At 65.0% G+C, this 18,377-nt stretch carries 18 protein-coding genes; 16 read left to right on the top strand and 2 right to left on the bottom strand.

Going from position 1 to position 18,377, the window contains the following annotated elements; genetic code table 11:
- The first annotated feature begins 40 nt into the window (after window positions 1–40).
- From LU493_RS11270 to LU493_RS11320, 11 genes are all read left to right on the top strand, one after another.
- Window positions 41–1,045, top strand: coding sequence for a TRAP transporter substrate-binding protein (locus LU493_RS11270; protein ID WP_275287897.1), 1,005 nt, complete (start codon window positions 41–43; stop codon window positions 1,043–1,045).
- A 69-nt stretch (window positions 1,046–1,114) separates the two neighbouring features.
- Complete coding sequence (locus tag LU493_RS11275) at window positions 1,115–1,648, top strand: TRAP transporter small permease (protein WP_275287898.1); 534 nt, start codon at window positions 1,115–1,117, stop codon at window positions 1,646–1,648.
- 4 nt (window positions 1,649–1,652) lie between these two features.
- Window positions 1,653–2,933, top strand: a complete 1,281-nt coding sequence (locus LU493_RS11280) for a TRAP transporter large permease (protein ID WP_275287899.1) — start codon at window positions 1,653–1,655, stop codon at window positions 2,931–2,933.
- A gap of 33 nt (window positions 2,934–2,966) precedes the next feature.
- A complete protein-coding gene (locus tag LU493_RS11285; protein ID WP_275287900.1) occupies window positions 2,967–4,106 on the top strand; it encodes a mandelate racemase/muconate lactonizing enzyme family protein in 1,140 nt (379 codons plus the stop codon).
- 2 nt (window positions 4,107–4,108) lie between these two features.
- On the top strand, window positions 4,109–4,981 hold the full coding sequence (locus tag LU493_RS11290) for an amidohydrolase family protein (RefSeq protein ID WP_275287938.1): 873 nt from the start codon (window positions 4,109–4,111) through the stop codon (window positions 4,979–4,981).
- 92 nt (window positions 4,982–5,073) lie between these two features.
- Window positions 5,074–5,871, top strand: coding sequence for an NAD-dependent epimerase/dehydratase family protein (locus LU493_RS11295; protein ID WP_275287901.1), 798 nt, complete (start codon window positions 5,074–5,076; stop codon window positions 5,869–5,871).
- Between the two features lie 99 nt (window positions 5,872–5,970).
- Window positions 5,971–6,990 carry an Ldh family oxidoreductase gene (locus LU493_RS11300; protein ID WP_275287902.1) on the top strand — a complete coding sequence of 340 codons (1,020 nt, stop codon included), beginning with the start codon at window positions 5,971–5,973 and terminating at the stop codon, window positions 6,988–6,990.
- A 271-nt stretch (window positions 6,991–7,261) separates the two neighbouring features.
- Entirely contained in the window at window positions 7,262–7,996 is a 735-nt protein-coding gene (locus tag LU493_RS11305) for a FadR/GntR family transcriptional regulator (RefSeq protein ID WP_275287903.1), read from the top strand.
- A 224-nt stretch (window positions 7,997–8,220) separates the two neighbouring features.
- Window positions 8,221–9,033, top strand: a complete 813-nt coding sequence (locus LU493_RS11310) for an alpha/beta fold hydrolase (RefSeq protein ID WP_275287904.1) — start codon at window positions 8,221–8,223, stop codon at window positions 9,031–9,033.
- Window positions 9,034–9,047: 14 nt separating this feature from the next.
- A complete protein-coding gene (locus tag LU493_RS11315; RefSeq protein ID WP_275287905.1) occupies window positions 9,048–9,905 on the top strand; it encodes an alpha/beta hydrolase in 858 nt (285 codons plus the stop codon).
- A 14-nt stretch (window positions 9,906–9,919) separates the two neighbouring features.
- On the top strand, window positions 9,920–10,933 hold the full coding sequence (locus LU493_RS11320; protein WP_275287906.1) for a patatin-like phospholipase family protein: 1,014 nt from the start codon (window positions 9,920–9,922) through the stop codon (window positions 10,931–10,933).
- Window positions 10,934–11,008: 75 nt separating this feature from the next.
- Here the strand turns inward: LU493_RS11320 and LU493_RS11325 are convergent, their stop codons facing one another.
- Complete coding sequence (locus LU493_RS11325) at window positions 11,009–11,575, bottom strand: Smr/MutS family protein (RefSeq protein WP_275287907.1); 567 nt, start codon at window positions 11,573–11,575, stop codon at window positions 11,009–11,011.
- A gap of 97 nt (window positions 11,576–11,672) precedes the next feature.
- On the opposite strand from LU493_RS11325, the gene prmB reads away from it, so the two are divergent.
- From prmB to phaC, 5 genes are all read left to right on the top strand, one after another.
- The gene (gene prmB / locus LU493_RS11330; protein WP_275287908.1) at window positions 11,673–12,653 is read left to right on the top strand and encodes a 50S ribosomal protein L3 N(5)-glutamine methyltransferase; all 981 of its coding nucleotides are present in this window, start codon (window positions 11,673–11,675) and stop codon (window positions 12,651–12,653) included.
- A gap of 20 nt (window positions 12,654–12,673) precedes the next feature.
- Window positions 12,674–13,759 (top strand): chorismate synthase, encoded by a 1,086-nt coding sequence (gene aroC / locus LU493_RS11335; protein WP_275287909.1) that lies wholly within the window; start codon window positions 12,674–12,676, stop codon window positions 13,757–13,759.
- Between the two features lie 76 nt (window positions 13,760–13,835).
- Window positions 13,836–14,198 (top strand): DUF6489 family protein, encoded by a 363-nt coding sequence (locus LU493_RS11340; RefSeq protein WP_275287910.1) that lies wholly within the window; start codon window positions 13,836–13,838, stop codon window positions 14,196–14,198.
- A gap of 116 nt (window positions 14,199–14,314) precedes the next feature.
- Window positions 14,315–14,731, top strand: coding sequence for a phasin family protein (locus LU493_RS11345; protein ID WP_275287911.1), 417 nt, complete (start codon window positions 14,315–14,317; stop codon window positions 14,729–14,731).
- Between the two features lie 137 nt (window positions 14,732–14,868).
- Window positions 14,869–16,698, top strand: a complete 1,830-nt coding sequence (phaC, locus tag LU493_RS11350) for a class I poly(R)-hydroxyalkanoic acid synthase (protein WP_275287912.1) — start codon at window positions 14,869–14,871, stop codon at window positions 16,696–16,698.
- A 194-nt stretch (window positions 16,699–16,892) separates the two neighbouring features.
- On the opposite strand, the gene lnt is transcribed toward phaC, so the two are convergent.
- Window positions 16,893–18,365, bottom strand: coding sequence for an apolipoprotein N-acyltransferase (gene lnt, locus LU493_RS11355; protein ID WP_275287913.1), 1,473 nt, complete (start codon window positions 18,363–18,365; stop codon window positions 16,893–16,895).
- Window positions 18,366–18,377 lie beyond the last annotated feature (12 nt).

Consider the following 18,377-nt stretch of genomic DNA (forward strand, 5'->3'; position numbering starts at 1 on the left):
ATAAAAAAGTTCACCTGAACCCGTAAGTAAGGAGCTCGTCATGCTGACCAACAAGACCGCCAAAAACAGCAATATTCTGAAAGTGACCGCCCTGGCAGGTGTCGTCTCGGTCATCTCGATCCCGGCCCAGGCCGAGCAGTGGCGAGGCTGGAACATTCATCCGCCATCCTATCCGAACAGCGTCGCTCTCGAGAGCTTTGCCGACGAAGTCGCCGAGAAGACCGAGGGAAGAGTCGAACCCAAGGTCTATCATAATGCCGTGCTGGGCGATCAGCCGGATGCCATCGAACAGACGCGCAGCGGGGCTCTGGATTTCGCCAACTTCAACATGGGGCCGATGGGACCGATCGTCCCGGCCACCAACATTCTATCGCTGCCCTTCATCTTCAACAGCGCCGAGGACATGTATCACGTCATGGACGGCGAGATCGGTGATCGCTTTGCCGATGCGCTGGCCGAGAAGAATCTCGTCGCGCTCTCCTGGTTCGGCTCGGGGGCCCGCAGCCTCTACAACACCGATCATCCGGTCGAGACGCCGGCGGACGTGGAAGGCCTGAAGGTCCGCGTCATGAACAACGACCTTTATGTGCAGATGATCGACGAGCTGGGCGGCAATGCCACGCCGATGGCCTACAGCGAGGTCTATCAGTCGCTCAAGACCGGCGTCATCGACGGCGCCGAGAACAATTACCCTTCCTACGAGTCCAGTGGCCACTATGAAGTGGCGAAATACTATTCCCTTACCGAGCATCTGATCCTGCCGGAGTGCCTGTGCGTGGCCAAGTCGACCTGGGAGGAACTTTCCGAAGAGGATCGGGGCATCGTGCGCGAGGCGGCGGAAAGCGCGGCCGAAGAACAGCGCCAGCTCTGGGAAGAGCGTGCCGAGTCCAGCCGGGACGTGGTGCTTGAAGATGGCGTAGAGATCAACGAGGTGAAGGACAAGGCCGCCTTCCAGGAGAAGATGCAGCCGATCTATCGGGATTTCGTCCAGGAACACCCGGATCTCGAGGCGCTGGTCGAGGATGTTCAGGCCGCGCAGGAATGATCCTGTAAACCCCGCCCGGAGCCCCGGTACTAGCATTGGTCCCGGGGCTTCTCGAAAGGACTGCGTACAGTGAGTGCTTACTCTGATCAAGCGCATGACAGCAAGGAGGGGAGCGAGGCGTCTTCCGCCATCGATCATGTGCTGGATGGCATTGCCCAGGCCTGCATCGTCGTGTCGGGCGTGCTTCTCGTCTTTCTGATTGTCTCTTTTGGCTGGCTGGTCTTCGGCCGCTACGTGCTCAACGACACGCCGACCTGGGTGGAGCAATCATCGCTGCTGATCGTGGTGTATGTGACCTGCCTGGGAGCGGCCGCCGGCGTGCGTAACAAGTCACACCTCAGCATCGATTTCATTCGCGAAGGATTACCGACGGCGCCGCGAGAGGCGATGCGTCATGTTGCCGATGTCTTCGTGGTGCTGTTCGGGGCCTTCATGGCCTGGCAGGGCGGCATCATGGTACTGGACAATCTCGGGCGCCCCATCCCGATGATTGGACTTTCCGAAAGCTGGCGAGCGGCACCTCTGGTAGTGAGTGGCCTGCTGATGATGCTGTTCTCGATCGTCAATATTGTTCAGCGTCTCGCGACGCATCTCGGGAGGTAACATCATGGGCCTGCTGATTCTCTTTGGTGTCTTCTTCCTTGGTCTGATCGTGGGGGCGCCGGTGGCGTTTGCCGTGGGTCTGGCCTCGGTCGTCACCTTCATCTATGAGGGCTTGCCACTCTTCGTCGGGTTCCAGCGGATCCTGTCGGGGATATCCGTCTTCTCGTTGCTGGCGATTCCCTTCTTCATCTTCGCCGGCGAGCTGATGCTTCACGGAGGCATCTCCAATCGCCTGGTGCGCCTTGCCTCGGCGGCCGTTGGCCGGGTTCGCGGTGGGCTCGGGCTGGTCAATGTGTCGTCCTCGATGCTGTTCGGCGGCATCTCCGGGTCGGCGGTCGCCGATACGTCGGCGCTGGGTTCGATTCTGGTGCCGGTGATGAAGGAGAAGGGCTACGACGCCGACTATGCCGTCAATGTGACCGTGACGTCATCGGTCGCCGGGGTGGTGATTCCCCCCAGCCACAACATGATCCTCTACGCCGTGGCCGCCGGTGGCGGCATCTCGGTGACCCAGCTGTTCATCGCGGGCATCGTGCCCGGCATCCTGATGTGCCTGGCCCTGGCGGTCGCCGCCTATGTGGTCGCCGTCAAGCGGGGCTATGCCGGCGAGACCTTCCCGGGCTGGCAGGCATTGATCATCAGCTTTGCGGCGGCGCTGCCGGGACTGCTGACAGCCGTGATCATCGTCGGCGGTGTCCTGTCGGGCATCCTGACCGTGACGGAATCCGGTGCCTTCGGGGCCATCTACGCCATCGTGGTCACCGGCCTGGTGTATCGCGAGCTGCGTTGGGCCTCCTTCAAGCAGGCCGTCTATCAGTCGGTGCGCACGACCTCGCTGGTGATGATCCTGGTGGGCTGTGCCTCGGCCTTTTCCTACCTGTTGGCGCTGTACAGCGTGCCGGAACTGCTGAGCGACGCCCTGCTGGCGATCTCCGACAACCCCTACGTGATCTTGCTGATGCTCAACCTGCTGCTGCTCGGGCTCGGCATGATCATGGACATGGCGGCGTTGATCCTGATCTGCACGCCGATCTTCCTGCCGGTCGCCGCCCAGTTCGGCATGGACCCGATCCAGTTCGGCATCATCCTGATGATCAACCTGGGGCTGGGACTGTGCACGCCACCGGTGGGCTCCTGCCTGTTCGTCGGCAGCGTGATCGGCAATATCAAGATCGAGCAGGCGGTGCGTACCATCTGGCCCTTCTATCTGGCGCTGTTCGCGGTACTCATGCTGGTCACCTACGTGCCCGCGGTATCGCTGATGCTGCCGTCCTTCTTCCAGTAACGCTTCTCGCACCCGTTGGGACAGGAAACCACGATGAAGATCGAACGCGTGCACACGCACATCCTCGACTACAAGCTCGACCAGGCCTTCGAGAGCGCCTCGATGCGCTTCGAGCGGCGCCAGCATTGCCTGGTCGAGATCGTCTGCGACGACGGTACCGTGGGCTGGGGGGAGTGCCTGGGCCCGGCCAGGGCCAATGCCACCATCGTCGGGCTCTATGCCGGCGCCCTGGTCGGCGCCGATCCCCTCGAGACCGAGAAGCTGTGGCTCGAGCTCTACAACCGGCTGCGCGACCAGGGCCAGCGGGGCCTGACCATGACAGCCCTGAGCGGCATCGACATCGCACTCTGGGACATCAAGGGAAAACATTACGGCGCGTCGATCAGCGAGCTGCTCGGCGGGCGCTTCCGCGAGGAGGTCCGCGCCTATGCCACCGGTTCGTTCCGCCGTGACGGGGTGGACCGGGTTCAGGACGTCGCCGAGGAAGTGGCCGGTCATGCCCGGGAGGGCTTCCATGGCGTCAAGATCAAGATCGGCTTCGACGTCGAGGAGGACCTGCGTGCCATCGCCGCCGTGCGCGAGGCCATCGGTCCCGAGCGCCGGCTGATGATCGACGCCAACCACGGCTACGACCTGCTCGAGGCCATCGAGGTCGGCAAGCGCGCCGAGCCCTTCGGCATCGACTGGTTCGAGGAGCCGGTGCTGCCCGAGCAGATCGACACCTACCGCGCCGTGCGCCAGGGCCAGCCGATTCCGGTGGCCAGCGGCGAGAACTGGCACGGCCGTTACGCCATGCTCGAGCCGCTGTCGACCCGCGCCGTGGATATCGCCCAGCCCGACGTCTGCGGCGTCGGCGGATTCAGCGAGATGCGTCGGGTCGCCGACATGGCGGCCATGTTCGGCGTGCGCCTGGTGCCGCATGTCTGGGGCACGGCGGTATGCATCGCCGCCAGCCTGCAGTTCATGGCGGCGCTGCCGCCCAACCCGCCACGCCGCCGGCCCCTCGAGCCGATCATGGAGTTCGACCGCACCACCAATCCCTTCCGCCAGGCGGTGGTCGAGACGCCGCTCGAGCATCGGGACGGCGTGGTGCACATCCCCGACGGCCCGGGGCTGGGGATCACCATCGATCGCGACGCCTTGCAGCGGTTCGCCCTGAAGGAGGAGGAATGACCGTGTCCGAGGTTCCCGCCAACACCCGGCCGCTCGATGGACCGGCGCCCCGACTTCAGGCGCCGCCGGGGGCCACCGACTGTCATGTCCATCTCTATCTGCCGGAATATCGGGCCCAGCCCGGCGGCCCGGCGATTCCCGAGCTGGCCACGGTCGAGGACTATCGCCGCGTTCAACGCCGGTTGTCCCTCGAACGAGTGGTGGTCACCCAGTCCAACGCCTATCAGCGTGACAACAGCGCCTTGCTCGACGCCCTGGCCGAGCTCGGCCCCGAGACGGCCCGCGGCGTGGCAGTGGTGACGCCGGATACGCCGGACCATGAGATCGAGGCCTGGCATGCCCTGGGCGTGCGTGGCGCGCGCGTCATGCAACTGCCCGGCGGTGCGGTGACGATCGACCGGATGGGCGAGGTCGAGCGGCGCATCCGGCCGCTGGGCTGGCACCTGATGGTGCAGTTCAACGGCCGCCGTCTCGACGACTATCGGGACGCGCTGCGCCGCCTCGAGGGTGACTACATCATCGACCATATCGGCAAGTTCATGGATCCGGTGCCGGCCGACGATCCGCGCGTCGACGAGATCCTGCGGCTGCTCGATCGCGGCAACGCCTGGTTCAAGATCTGCGCCGGCTACGAGGCCAGCCTGGCGGGCGGGCCGCACTACGCCGATGTCGGTGCCATCGCTCGGCGTGTCATCGCCCATGCGCCGGAGCGCATCCTGTGGGGCAGCAACTGGCCCCACGTCGGGGTACCGCGTTCGCAGTATCCCGATGATGCCGAGCAGCTCGACGTTCTGCTCGAGTGGGCCAGTCCGGAAGCGCGGCAGAGGATCCTGGTCGATAACCCGGCCGCGTTGTATGGGTTCGGGGCCTCCTGACACCGCTTCAGGGTTTCGGGACCCCCTTTTATCAATGCCTCGAACGGTTCCTGATCGAAGGGATCGTTCGTCGATGTCAAAGGAGTAATGTGATGCTGAATCGGATTCTGGTCACCGGGGCGGCCGGTGGTGTCGGCAAGGCCATTCGTCCGCACCTCGGGCGTCTCGCCCATCGGGTGCGGTTATCGGATATCGCCGATCCGGGGGAGGTGGCCGAGCACGAGGAAATCGTGCCCTGCGACCTGGCCGATGCCCAGGCGGTCAACGCCCTGGTGGCGGACTGCGACGGCGTCGTGCATCTCGGCGGGGTATCGGTGGAGAAGCCCTGGGAAGGGATCCTCCAGTCGAACATCATCGGGGTCTACAACCTCTATGAGGCGGCGCGGAATCTGGGCAAGCCGCGCATCGTGTTCGCCAGTTCCAACCACACCATCGGCTTTTATCCGCGCACCACTCGGATCGACAATCAGGTACCGCACCGTCCCGATTCCCTCTACGGGGTCTCGAAGTGTTTCGGGGAGGACCTGGCCAGCCTCTATCACGACAAGTTTGGGGTCGAGACGCTGAGCGTGCGCATCGGCTCCTGCTTTCCCAAGCCGGCGGACACCCGAATGATGGCGACCTGGCTGAGTGTCGAGGACTTCGTCGCTCTGCTCGAACGCGCCTTCGTGGCCCCCAGACTGGGGAACACCGTGGTCTATGGGGTATCTGCCAATCACGAGACCTGGTGGGACAACAGCAGCGCTTCGTTCCTCGGCTGGGCACCCCGCGACAGTTCCGAGCCCTGGCGCGCCGAGGTCGAGGCCGCAGCCGGCGCCATCGATTCCGAGGATCCGACGGTCGTCTATCAAGGCGGAAAATTCGTGGCACAGGGGCATCCCGACGATTGAATGTCGACGCCCGTCGCCCGGACCGGGCGGCGGGTCCGGCACAGCCATGGCGATCGAACCCCGATCGCCACGATGGCCACAAGGCAAGGAGAGGCGCTCATGGCGGATACCGTCAACCTGACATTGGATGAACTGGAGACGCTGAGCCGGGAGGTGCTGACACGGCACGGCTTCGACGAGGCGCATGCCGGCGCCATCACGCGCAGCGTCGTGGCGGCGCAGCGGGACGAATGTCATTCCCACGGGGTGTATCGATTGATCGGCTGCATCGAGACCCTGCAGCGGGGCGGCGTCAGCCCCGATGCGGTCCCCGAGATCTCCCGGGCGTCACCCGGTATCGTGCGTGCCGATGCCTGCCGGGGATGCTCGCTGCTGGCGTTCGAGCGGGCGCGGCCGACCCTGATCGACACGGCGAGTACCAACGGTGTGGCGCTGCTGGCGCTCAACAACGCCTTCCACTTTTCGGCGCTGTGGCCCGAGGTGGAGTCCCTGGCGGAGGCGGGGCTGGTGGCCCTGGCGATGACGCCGAGCCATGCCTTCGTCGCGCCGGCGGGTGGCCACGCGCCCTTGCTCGGTACCAATCCTGTCGCCTTTTCCTGGCCGCGTCCCGACACCTTTCCCTACACCTTCGATTTCGCCACCAGCGTGGTGGCGCGGGGGGAAATCGAACTGCATCGGCGCGCCGGCGATGCGATTCCCGAAGGCTGGGCCATCGATACGGACGGGCAATCGACCACCGATCCCGTCAAGGCGCTGGAAGGCGCGATGCTGCCGTTCGGGGGCTACAAGGGCTCGGCGCTGTCGATCATGATCGAGCTGCTGGCGGGGCCGCTGATCGGCGACCTGCTGGGACACCAGACCCGGCCGGCCAGCGACGATGGCACGGGACGGCCCTGGCACGGCGAACTGATCCTGGCGATCGATCCGCGGACCTTGCACGGCGACGATACGGATGGCCACCTGGCGCGTGCCGAAGCGTTGTTCGAGGGCGTGCTGGGGCAGGGGGCCCGGCTTCCCTCACAGCGACGCCATGCGGCGCGCCGGCGCAGCCGCGAGCAGGGTGTCACGATTCCCGAGACGCTGTATCAGGAGCTGGACGCCTTGCGTCGTCGGGCATAGCCATGGCCTGTGACGTCTGCCGACGCGCTCTCGTAACCTGAACGGGGGCGCGAGGGACGGTGAAGTCATCTGGTGTGATATATGATGAAATGATGGAGGCTTCCATCACCGATGGTGCCATGATGGGTGAAGCATGATGGGTGAGGAAGGGTAAAACAATGACGATGATTCTGCGTCGTGTCGAGAGCAGGGGGCGAAGCGTAATCGCTGACCCGAGCACTCGGCTTCATTGCGTGAAGTGGCGCGGCGGTCAATGGCAAAAGGATGTGAGATGACGGTGTCGAATTCATGGGGCGTCAAGCGCATCACTCGCGAGGGCAGCCTGTCCAAGGCGGTTCTTGAGCAGCTCGAGCGACGGATCACCTCGGGGGATACGCCGGTGGGCAGCAAGTTGCCCACCGAGAGCGAGTTGTGCGATGCCTTTGGCGTGAGTCGCACGGTGATTCGCGAAGCGATCACCCACCTCAAGTCGCTGGGGCTGGTCGAGACCCGCCGAGGGGTCGGGACGACGGTACTGCGTACCGACGTGGCCGAACCGCGACCGGCAGTGCATATCAGCCCCAGGACCGTCGAGGATATTCTCCAGGTCCTGGAGCTGCGGTTGACACTGGAACCCAGTGCCGCCGAACTGGCCGCGCTGCGGCATGACGGTGAAGACCGTGTGCGGCTGGAGGCGCGACATGCAGAGTTCGCCAAGGTGCAGGCCGGTCAGTCCCAGGCGCGTCGCGAGGATTTTGCCTTTCATCACGCCATCGTCAAGGCGACGCACAATGTGTTCTTCGATCGCTTCTACGAGCCGTTGAGCGACAGCATGATCCCCCGCTCCAAGCTGCTCAGTGTCGATATCGACCCCAGCTCCTCGGCGCGCTACCTCGAGCTGGTGCATCAGGAGCATACCCGGATACTGGAAGCCATTCTCGATCGTGACGGCCCGGCGGCGCGCACGGCGATGCACGAGCACCTTGATCGCGCGCGGGACATGTACGCCCGCTATCGGGACAGCTGACGCGGGGGCTCAGCGCGCCAGCCAGAGTCCGACGACCACTGCAATGGCCACGGTAGTGAAGAAGACACGGTTGCGCAGGCGGGTGTCTCGGCGGGGTTTGTCGGGGCGGTGCATCACAATGACTCCAGGGGCCGGTGGATGATCAGGGCGAAAGGTGACTTGGCGCATCATGGTATTCCCGTTAGCCTGCTATCACCAGACGGCCCGCCGAACCGGAAGATGCCATGCCCCAGCCCGATATTGCCGCCCCCCTTGTCTTTGCCCATGCCAACGGCTTCCCCGGTCGAAGTTACCGTAGTTTCCTGACGCCGCTCGCGTCACGGTTCGATGTACGCCCCGTGGAGCAGCTCGGTCATCATCCCGACTTTCCCGTGGGGCACAACTGGTTGGCGCTGCGCGACGAGCTGCTGGCGCAGTTGCGGGAATGTTCCGGCCCGGTGATCGGCGTCGGCCACTCCATGGGCGGTGTACTGACGGCCATGGCGGCCGAGCAGGAACCGGAGCGCTTCCGTTGTGTGGTGATGCTCGATCCGCCCTTGATGCTGGGGCTCGACGCCATGGCCATGAAGGTGGCCAAGCGTCTCGGTTTCGTCGACCGGGTCACTCCGGCGGGCCGGACCCTGGGACGCCGTTCCCGTTGGCCGGACCGTGCGACCATGCGTGATTATCTGCGCCGTCGTGGCCTGTTTCGCCATTTCACCGATCAGGCCCTGGACGACTATATCGAAGGCGGCACCCAGGAACTCGAGGATGGAAGCGTGGTACTGCGCTACGACCCTGATATCGAAGTGGATATCTTCCGCCACCTGCCCGACCACCTGAGTGACCTGCCCGACAACGTGAAGGTACCGCTGGGGGTACTGGCCGGTCGCGAGTCCGACCTGCTCACGCCGCGCCGACAGCGCCGCCTGGGACGCCGAGGTGTCAGTGTCGCCCAGGTGTCCGGCGGCCACATGTTTCCCATGGAGCATCCGCAGGCGACCCGTGAGGCCCTGCTAGCCATGCTCGATACCCTGCTGGGAAGTGCCGGGCGATGATGCCGGAAGCGTCCATGCGTCTCGCCGACGGTCGACTGGCCGCCCTGTCCTGGGGCGATGCGCGGGCACCGACCTGGCTTGCCCTGCACGGCTGGCTCGACAACGCCGCCAGCTTCGCGCGGCTCGCGCCTCTGCTGGTCGAGCGCCTGGGAATCCGCATCGTGGCGCTGGACTTCGCGGGCCATGGCCATTCCCGTCATCTGACCGGGGAGGGGCATTATGCCCTCTGGGACTACTGTCACGACGTGCTCGATGCCCTCGATGCACTGGGCCTGGAGCGTATCCCGTTGCTGGCGCACTCCATGGGGGCCGGGGTGGCCTGTCTGCTTGCGGCCAGCCTGCCGGAACGGGTCGAGAACCTGACCCTGATCGATGGCCTTGGCGCGGTCACCACTGCCCCTTCGGCCTCGCCACGGCAACTGCGCAAGGGCCTGATGGCCCGTCGGCGGTCACGCTCGACGGCGCCACGCTATGCTGATATCGAAAGCGCCGTGGCGGCACGGGTGGCCGGCAGTGCCACGCCGATCGATGCGGAGACCGCTGCGCCGCTGGTCGAGCGGAATCTGGAGGCTCTGGCATGGGGCGAATGGCGGTTGCGCAGCGACCCACGCCTTCGCTGGGCCTCGCCGGTTCGGCTCACGCCCGATCAGGTGTTGGCCGTGCTGGGCGCCATCCGTTGCGGTGTACTGTTGATCGAGGGAGAGCACGGTATTCTCGCCGAACGCGAGGGCATGGCGCGGGGAAGGGCGGCGGTCGCCGATCTGACGAGGCGAGTGTTGCCGGGCGGTCATCATCTGCACCTGGAGCCGGAGCGGGTCGATGCCGTCGCCGAGGCGATCGCGGCGCATGTTCAGGGCGTCGATCGATCCTGAAGGAGGAGATGACCATGGCCGAACAACATGCCGATGAGGAAAGCGGCCGGCGCGTGGTGCTGGCACTGGGCAGCGGTGGTGCCCGTGGCTATGCGCACATCGGGATCATCGAGGAGCTCGAGGCACGGGGCTACGAGATCGTGGCCTTGTCGGGCTGTTCCATGGGGGCGCTGGTGGCCGGCGTCTACGCGGCGGGTGAGCTGGAGGCCTATCGTGACTGGGTCTGCCGCCTGGATTATTTCGATGTGCTGCGCCTCGTCGATGTCACCTGGAGCCCGATGGGGGCCATGAAGGCCAGCAAGGTGATGAGCAAGCTCGAGGAACTGGTCGGCGACACCCTGATCGAGGATCTGCCGATTCCGGTGACCACCGTGGCCACCGATCTGACTCGCCAGCGTGAAGTCTGGTTCCAGTCCGGCCCCCTGCTGCAGGCCGTTCGCGCTTCCATCGCGGTACCGGGCGTGATCACGCCGGTCTATCGAGGCGCTCAGGTGCTGGTGGACGGCGGCCTGCTCAATCCACTGCCGGTGATGCCGGCGGTGGGCGTGCGTGCGGATTTCCTCATGGCGGTCAACGCCACTGCTCACACCTCGCGGCCGGTGACGCTGGAATCCTTGTTGCCGCCCGAGGAAGCCGCCGAGGAGCAGGCTCGCGAGAAAGAACGTGATCGTTCCGGTGCGGTCGATTTCGGCGGCTGGATGGAGGGCGTGCGGGGTGCGACCCGTCGACTCTTCGATGGGTTCGGTAGCGGGGATGACGACGCCGAAAAGGTCAAGCAGGAACGCGACCGCCATGCCTGGGGGCGCCTCGACATGATGCTGGCCTCCTTCGACATCGCCCAGGGCGCGATCGCCAATTACCGGCTGGCGGGCTATCCGCCGGACGTGCTGGTCGAGATCCCCAAGACGGTCTGCGGTGCCTACGAATTCCACCGCGCCGAGGCGCTGATACGCCTGGGGCGGCACCTGGCCAGGGAAGCGCTGGATCGGCGCGAGCGTGAGATCGAGGTGGGCGCGTCGCCCTCTTAGGAAATACTGAATAAATCGCCGGGCACCGCGTAAGAACGCGATTTGCATGCGCAGGCATTTAAGAGGGTGTTTCCCTTAACGTTGACGTCGCAGCAGCACATAGACCGCGCCGGTACCGCCATCGACGTCGGTGGCCGAGCAGAAGGCCAGCACGCTGGGCCATTCGCGCAACCAGGCGTTGACGTGGCTCTTGAGTACCGGGTAATCGGAGGTGGCGCCCCAGGCCTTGCCATGCACGACCAGTACGCAACGGGCGCGTTCGGCTTCGGCATCGCGCAGGAAGGTTTCGAGTTCCAGCCGGGCCTCGTCGACGGTATGGCCATGCAGATCCAGCCCCGCTTCCCAGGCGATCCGGCCGCGCTTGAGCTGGCTGCGGGTGCGATAGGGCAGGTCGGGCAGGGCGAAATCGAGATACGCCGAGGGCCTGACGGCCTCGACGCGACCATCGGAGGTGCGACCGGTGGCGTGGTCCGAGCCGGCGTCGGTGGCCGCTGCGCGCCGTGCCCGGGCGGCCTCGTCCTCCCGGCGTGGACGGCCCGGGTCGGCGCGGTTGCTCTGCAGCGGACGCACGCCGGCCTCGCTCAGCGCCTGGCGGAAGGCACTGATGTCATCGGCGTCCGGCTGGTAGCGGCGTCGGCTCATGTCGTGGCTCGCATGGTCCTGAAAAGGGGCCAGTATACCGGCCCTGGCGTGGCTGTGAACCGCCGCCGAGGGTACAATCGGGGGCCAGTCGCTTCCCATGCAACCGCCAACAGGATCCCTCGTGGCCGAATCCGTCTGTTCTTCATCGACTTCCACCCTGGCGCTCGACGACGCCGAGATTGCCGAGGGGCTGATCTCCCTGCGGGATTGCCTGCGCTGGGCCACCAGCGAGTTTCATCTGGCCGGCCTGCATTACGGCCATGGTACCGATTCCGCCTGGGACGAGGCGGTGGCCCTGACGCTCGGTGCCCTGCATCTGCCATGGAATGTCGATCCCGGCGTGCTCGATGCGCGCCTTCTGCCCGTGGAGCGTCGTCGTATCGTCGGGCTCGTCAGGGAGCGCATCGGTAGCCGTCGCCCTTTGCCCTATCTGTTGGGTGAGGCCTTCTTCGCCGGTGTGCCGTTCAATGTCGACGAGCGGGTACTGATCCCGCGGTCGCCCATCGCCGAGCTGATCGAGCATGGCTTCGGCGCCTGGTTCCCCGTCGAGCCGCCGGCACGGGTACTGGACCTGTGCACCGGCTCCGGCTGCATCGGCATCGCGACCGCCCTGCACCTGCCCACCTGTGAGGTCGATCTGGCCGATGTCAGTGCCGATGCCCTGACGGTGGCGCGCCAGAACGTCAACCGTCACGATGTCGGCGACCGAGTGCAGGCCGTCGCGTCGGACGTCTTCGACGGCCTCGAGGGCCGACGTTACGATCTGATCGTCGCCAATCCGCCTTATGTCGATGCCCGGGACCTGGCCACCATGCCCGCCGAGTTTCGCCACGAGCCGGGGCTGGCCCTGGGCGCGGGGGCCGATGGCCTGGACATCGTGCGGCGCATCCTGCGTCAGTCCCGCGAACACCTGACCGACGATGGTGTGCTGATCGTCGAGGTCGGTAACTCCGATCACCACCTGGAGGCCGCCTTTCCCGAGGTTCCCTTCCTGTGGCTGGAATTCGAGCGCGGCGGTCAGGGTGTCTTCGCGCTGACCGCCGCGGAACTCGACGCCCATGCGGCGTCCTTCGCCTGATTCGTCATTGAGGAGCGCCCATGTCCGGCAACACCTTCGGCAAGCTGTTCACCGTCACCACCTTCGGCGAGAGCCATGGACCGGCGCTCGGCGCCATCGTCGATGGCTGCCCGCCGGGCGTGCCGATCGACGAGGAGACCCTGCAGCGTGACCTGGACCGTCGCCGGCCGGGTTCCTCGCGGCATACCACTCAGCGCCGCGAGCCCGATCGGGTGCGCCTGTTGTCCGGCGTCTTCGAGGGGGTGACCACCGGGACCTCCATCGGTCTGTTGATCGAGAACACCGACCAGCGATCCAAGGACTATTCGCGGATCAAGGACCAGTTCCGCCCGGCCCACGCCGACTATACCTATCATCATAAATACGGCATCCGTGACTACCGGGGCGGGGGCCGTTCCAGTGCGCGTGAAACCGCCATGCGCGTGGCGGCCGGCGCCATCGCCAAGCAATATCTGGCCAGCCAGGGCATCCGGGTGCGCGGCTACATGAGTCAGCTCGGCCCGATCTCCATCGACTTCAAGCAGTGGGAATCGGTGGACGACAACCCCTTCTTTTGTCCCGATCCGGACAAGGTGCCCGAGCTCGAGGCCTACATGGACCAGCTGCGGCGTGACCAGGATTCAGTGGGAGCGCGAATTTCGGTAGTCGCCGAGGGCGTGCCGCCGGGACTGGGCGAGCCGGTCTTCGATCGTCTCGATGCCGAGCTGGCACATGGTCTGATGAGCATCAATGCCGTGAAGGGCGTGGAGATTGGCGACGGTTTCGCTTCGGTGGCCCAGCGGGGCAGCGAGCACCGCGATGAGATGTCGCCCGAAGGCTTTCTCTCCAATCATGCCGGCGGTGTCCTGGGCGGGATTTCCAGTGGCCAGACGGTCATCGCGCACCTGGCACTCAAACCGACCTCCAGCATCACCATTCCGGGACGTTCCATCGATGTCACTGGTGCCCCGGTGGAGGTGGTCACCCGAGGGCGCCACGATCCCTGTGTCGGCATTCGTGCCACGCCCATCGCCGAGGCGATGATGGCGCTGACCCTGATGGACCATCTCTTGCGACATCGTGGTCAGAATCAGGACGTGGCGGTATCGACGCCCAGATTGTCCTGAGCGGAATGTCCCGGACGGGCGGACTGCTACACTGGGTAAGTGTCATCTCATTCACTTCGGCCAGGCGAGGCGCCCCATGAAGATCAACGTCGAGTTCGATTTGACTCCCGATGAATTCCGCCGGGCACTTGGACTGCCCGATGTGGAAGCGTTTCAGCAGGATCTGCTGGAGCGCATCCAGAAACAGATGGAATCCGGTGTCGAGGGCTATGACCCCATGAGCCTGATGCAGCCCTTCCTCCAGCAGCCGCTCTTCCAGCAGGGCATGGCCAACTTCGGTAACTATCAGCAGATGATGATGGATATGCTGAGCCGTGCCGCTTCGGGAGCCGGCCAGGGCAAGGGAGACGCCCCGGATGAAACGCCCACCGGCGCGTCCGGGCAAACCGACAAGGCGTCTTCGGCCAGCGCGCGGTCGCGGAGTCGGCGCAACAGCTGAGCTGTCCCTCCTTCGGCGGAGCACGTCGTCATTATCTTGCAACGGTCGGCATGCCAGACTAGTCTTTGTGCAGTGCAGCACGCGTTTCATCCGCTTTCCTCGAGGAGGAACTGGCCATGCAAGACAAGATGATCGATGCGTTCAACGAGCAGGCGCGGGAATTCTTCACGCCGATGCGCAAGCTCAATACCTTGATGCTGGACAACATGGAGCGAGTGACCCAGTACCAGCTGGATGCCATGAAGCGTTACAGCCAGATGGGGACCTCGCGCCTTCGGGATGCCACCGATGTCAGTGACGCCGAACAGTTTCGTGACTTCGGGACTCGGCAGGTCGAGATGATGACGGAACTCTCCAACCTGATGCTCGAAGATGCTCGAGCCATGAGCGAGATGAGCCTGCGCTTCAAGAGCGAGCTGGAAGCCCTCTACGGCGAGTCCGGTGAGGCAATGGCCGAGTCTGCCGACGAAGCGCCCAAGGAAGAAACCGGGCCGGCCAAGGCGACCAGCCAGGCATCGCGCAAACGTAGCTGAACGGGTTTCACGTCATCAATCAGGTGTTGTCCGGGAAATGTCGACGATTGAGACCCTTCTCGGGCAATGCCCAGGGCCGCCGCCATCTCGCAGATCGATCGGGCGGCGGTTGCGTGTCCAGGTCACGGGAGGGAGTGATGCAGCCAGGGAATCATGCGCCATCGCAGGCCGAACTCGAGGCATGGGGTGAGCAGGCCAAGCTGATCGGCGAACAGTATCGGGCTCTGATCGAGGATGTGGTGCCGCGTCTGGTGCCCGATGCCGCCGCCGAATCCGTCTATGCCGACATGCACGAAAGCTTTCGTGCCGGTGCCGAGGCGTTGAATCGCGATCCCTCCTTGCTGTGGCAGACTCAGGCACGCCTGATGGAGGATCAATACCAGCTGTGGCAGCACGGCCTCAAGGCACTGTCCGGCGAGTCGGTGACACCGCTGGTCATGCCGGGGAAAGGGGACCGGCGTTTCCAGGACGACGCCTGGCACAGCGACCCTTTCTACATGTCGATCATGCAGCAGTATCTGCTGTTCGCTCGCCGCGTCGAGACACTGGTGGACAGCCTCGAGGGGCTGTCGGATGACCATCGTCGCAATCTCGCCTTCTATGCGCGGCAGCTGGTCAATGCCGTGTCGCCGACCAACTTCGTCACCACCAACCCCGAAGTGATGCGCCGTACCCTGGAAACCCGTGGCCAGAACCTGGTGGACGGTCTGGCCCGGTTGCGCGAGGACCTCGCCAATTCCGCCGAGGGGCTCAATGTCACGATGACCGATCGTGGCGCCTTCGAGATCGGCGAAAATATCGCCGTCACGCCGGGGGCGGTGGTCTTCGAAAACGAGCTGATGCAACTGATCCAGTATGCGCCCAGCACCGAGAAGGTCTTCAAGACGCCGTTGCTGGTGGTGCCGCCCTGGATCAACAAGTACTACGTGCTCGATCTGCGCCAGGAGAACTCGCTGATCAAGTGGCTGGTGGATCAGGGACACAGCGTCTTCCTGATCTCGTGGCGCAACCCGGGCCCCGAACAGCGCGACCTCACCTGGGCCGACTACATGCAGATGGGGCCCATCGCCGGGATGGAGGCCATCGAGCAGGCCGTCGGCGAGAAGTCGGTCAACCTGCTGAGCTACTGTGTCGGCGGTACCCTGACAGCTTCCACGGTGGCGTACCTGACCAGCACCCGGCGTGGTCGCAAGGTTCGCTCGGTCACCTACATGGCGACCCTGCAGGACTTTCGCGATCCCGGCGAGCTGGGGGTCTTCCTCGCCGAGCCGGTGCTCAAGGGCATCGAGGACAAGCTCGAACAGGATGGTTATCTGGACGGCCGGGTCCTGGCCTACTCCTTCAACCTGCTGCGCGAGAATGACCTGTTCTGGTCGTTCTACATCAACAACTATCTCAAGGGGGACGCGCCGGCCCCCTTCGACCTCTTGTACTGGAACACTGACGGTACCAACCTGCCGGCGGGCACCCACGGCTGGTATCTACGGCATCTCTATCGGGAGAATCGTCTGGTCGAGCCGGATGGCATCGAGCTCGACGGTGTGAAGATCGATCTGCGCAAGATCTCGGCGCCCAGCTACTTCGTGTCCACCCGCGAGGACCACATCGCCAAGTGGAACAGCACCTATTACGGTGCCTTGCTGCCCAAGGGGCCGGTCACCTTCGTGCTGGGCGGTTCCGGTCATATCGCCGGCATCGTCAACCCGCCCCACAAGAACAAGTACGGCTTCTGGACCAACGAAGAGCTGCCGGACGACCATGAAACCTGGCTCGAGGGCGCCGAGGCGCACGAAGGTTCCTGGTGGCCGCACTGGCAAGCCTGGATGACCGACAACGGCTACGCCGATCCCGACAAGCTCGTACCGGCCCGTCAGCCCGGGGAAGGCCAGCTCGACATCCTGGAACCAGCGCCGGGGCGTTACGTGAAGATGACGATTCCGGAAGTGCTCGGGGAAAACCAAGCCTGAAGCTGGAAGAGCGGCGCTTCGCCCGGAGCTGGAAGAACGCCCGCTTCGCGAGCTTAAGCTGGAAGCTTGAAGAAAACCCTTGACCCCATGATGGCGGGGTTCATGCTGCCTTCCAGCTTCCAGCTTCCAGCTTCCAGCTTCCAGCTTCCAGCTTCCAGCTTCCAGCTTCCAGCTTCCAGCTTCCAGCTTCCGGCTTACGGCTTACGGCGGCGTAGCCGCAGTCCTGGCAGCACCATCAGCGTCGCGATAAGCCAGATCGGCCAGCTGCCGGTGCGGGTGAAGGGGGTGAGGCCTTCCATGGGGACGTATTGCCCGACCAGGGTAGCGGCTTCGAACTGGGGCAGGCGATCGGTGATGCGTCCCTGTGAATCGATGATGGCGGTGACGCCGTTGCTGGTGGCCCTGACCACGTAACGGCCATTTTCCAGGGCGCGGAGGCGGGCCATCTGCAGGTGTTGCCGGGGCCCCAGGGAGTCGCCGAACCAAGTATCGTTGGAGAGCGTCAGGAGCACCTCGGCGTGGCGTGCCTGATTCGCGACCAGGTCGGCGTAGATGATCTCGTAGCAGATGGCATTGCCGATGCGGGTGCCGGCGGCGATCATCGGCGCCTGGCCATCGGGGCCCGGCGTCATGGCCGGCATCGGCAGGTCGAAGAAGGCGATGGCACCGCGCAGCAGGCTTTCCAGCGGCAGGTATTCGCCGAAGGGCACCAGGTGGCGCTTGCGGTACTCGCCCTGTACGCCGTTGCGACCGACCACGCTGTTGTAGAAGTTGCCCTCCCCATCGCGCTGCAGAATGCCGGTGAGCAGCTGGGTCTCGGGTGGCAGGCCCGCCTGGGCGTTCTCCAGCACCGGCCGGGCCTGGTCCTCGAACATCGGCAGTGCCGCTTCCGGCCAGATCACCAGGTCGAGCGGCGTGTCCTCCAGCTCGCCGGTCAAGCGCCGATAGGTGTCGATGGCGGTACGCTGGCCTTCCGGGGTCCACTTGATCAATTGCGACAGATTGCCCTGCAGCAGGGCGACACGCACGGGCTCGCCGGCGGGGTGGGTCCATTGCTGCGGCAACGCCAGAGGGGCCAGCCAGAGACCGGCGAGGGGCAGGGCGGCCCACCAGCGGCGACGCAGCAGCTCCACGCCCAGGGCGCCGCTCAATGCCGCGATCAGCGACAGCAGATAGACGCCTCCCACCGGTGCCCAGGGCGCCAGGGGAGAGTCTACCTGGCCGCTGCCCAGCAGCAGCCAGGGAAATCCGGTGAACAGCCAGGTGCGCAGGGCCTCGCCCAGGACCCAGGCACCGGCGAAGCTGAGCACGGCGAATCGCGGGCCGGCGAGGCGCCGATAGAGCCAGAGCGTGACGGCGAAGAATAGTGCCAGGGCGGCCACGAACAACGCCGTCAAGGCCACGGCCAGGGGAACGCCGGTATAGCCGTAGTCGTGAATCGAGACGTAGACCCAGGACACACCGGTGCCGAACAGACCGAGACCATAGCACCAGCCGCGCCAGGCCGCCTGTCGTGGCGACAGGGCGTGCAGGCCTGCGTAGAGCAGGCCGGCGGCCACCGGGGCGAGCCACCAGAGCATGAAAGGCGCGGCGGAAAGGGTGGTCAGCACACCGGCGGCCACGGCGACCAGGCAACCGAGGAGGGGGCTCGAGCGAAAGGCGGGCATGGTTCCGTCCAT

The organism is Halomonas elongata, from assembly GCF_029081005.1.
Classification (GTDB): Bacteria; Pseudomonadota; Gammaproteobacteria; order Pseudomonadales; family Halomonadaceae; genus Halomonas; species Halomonas elongata_B.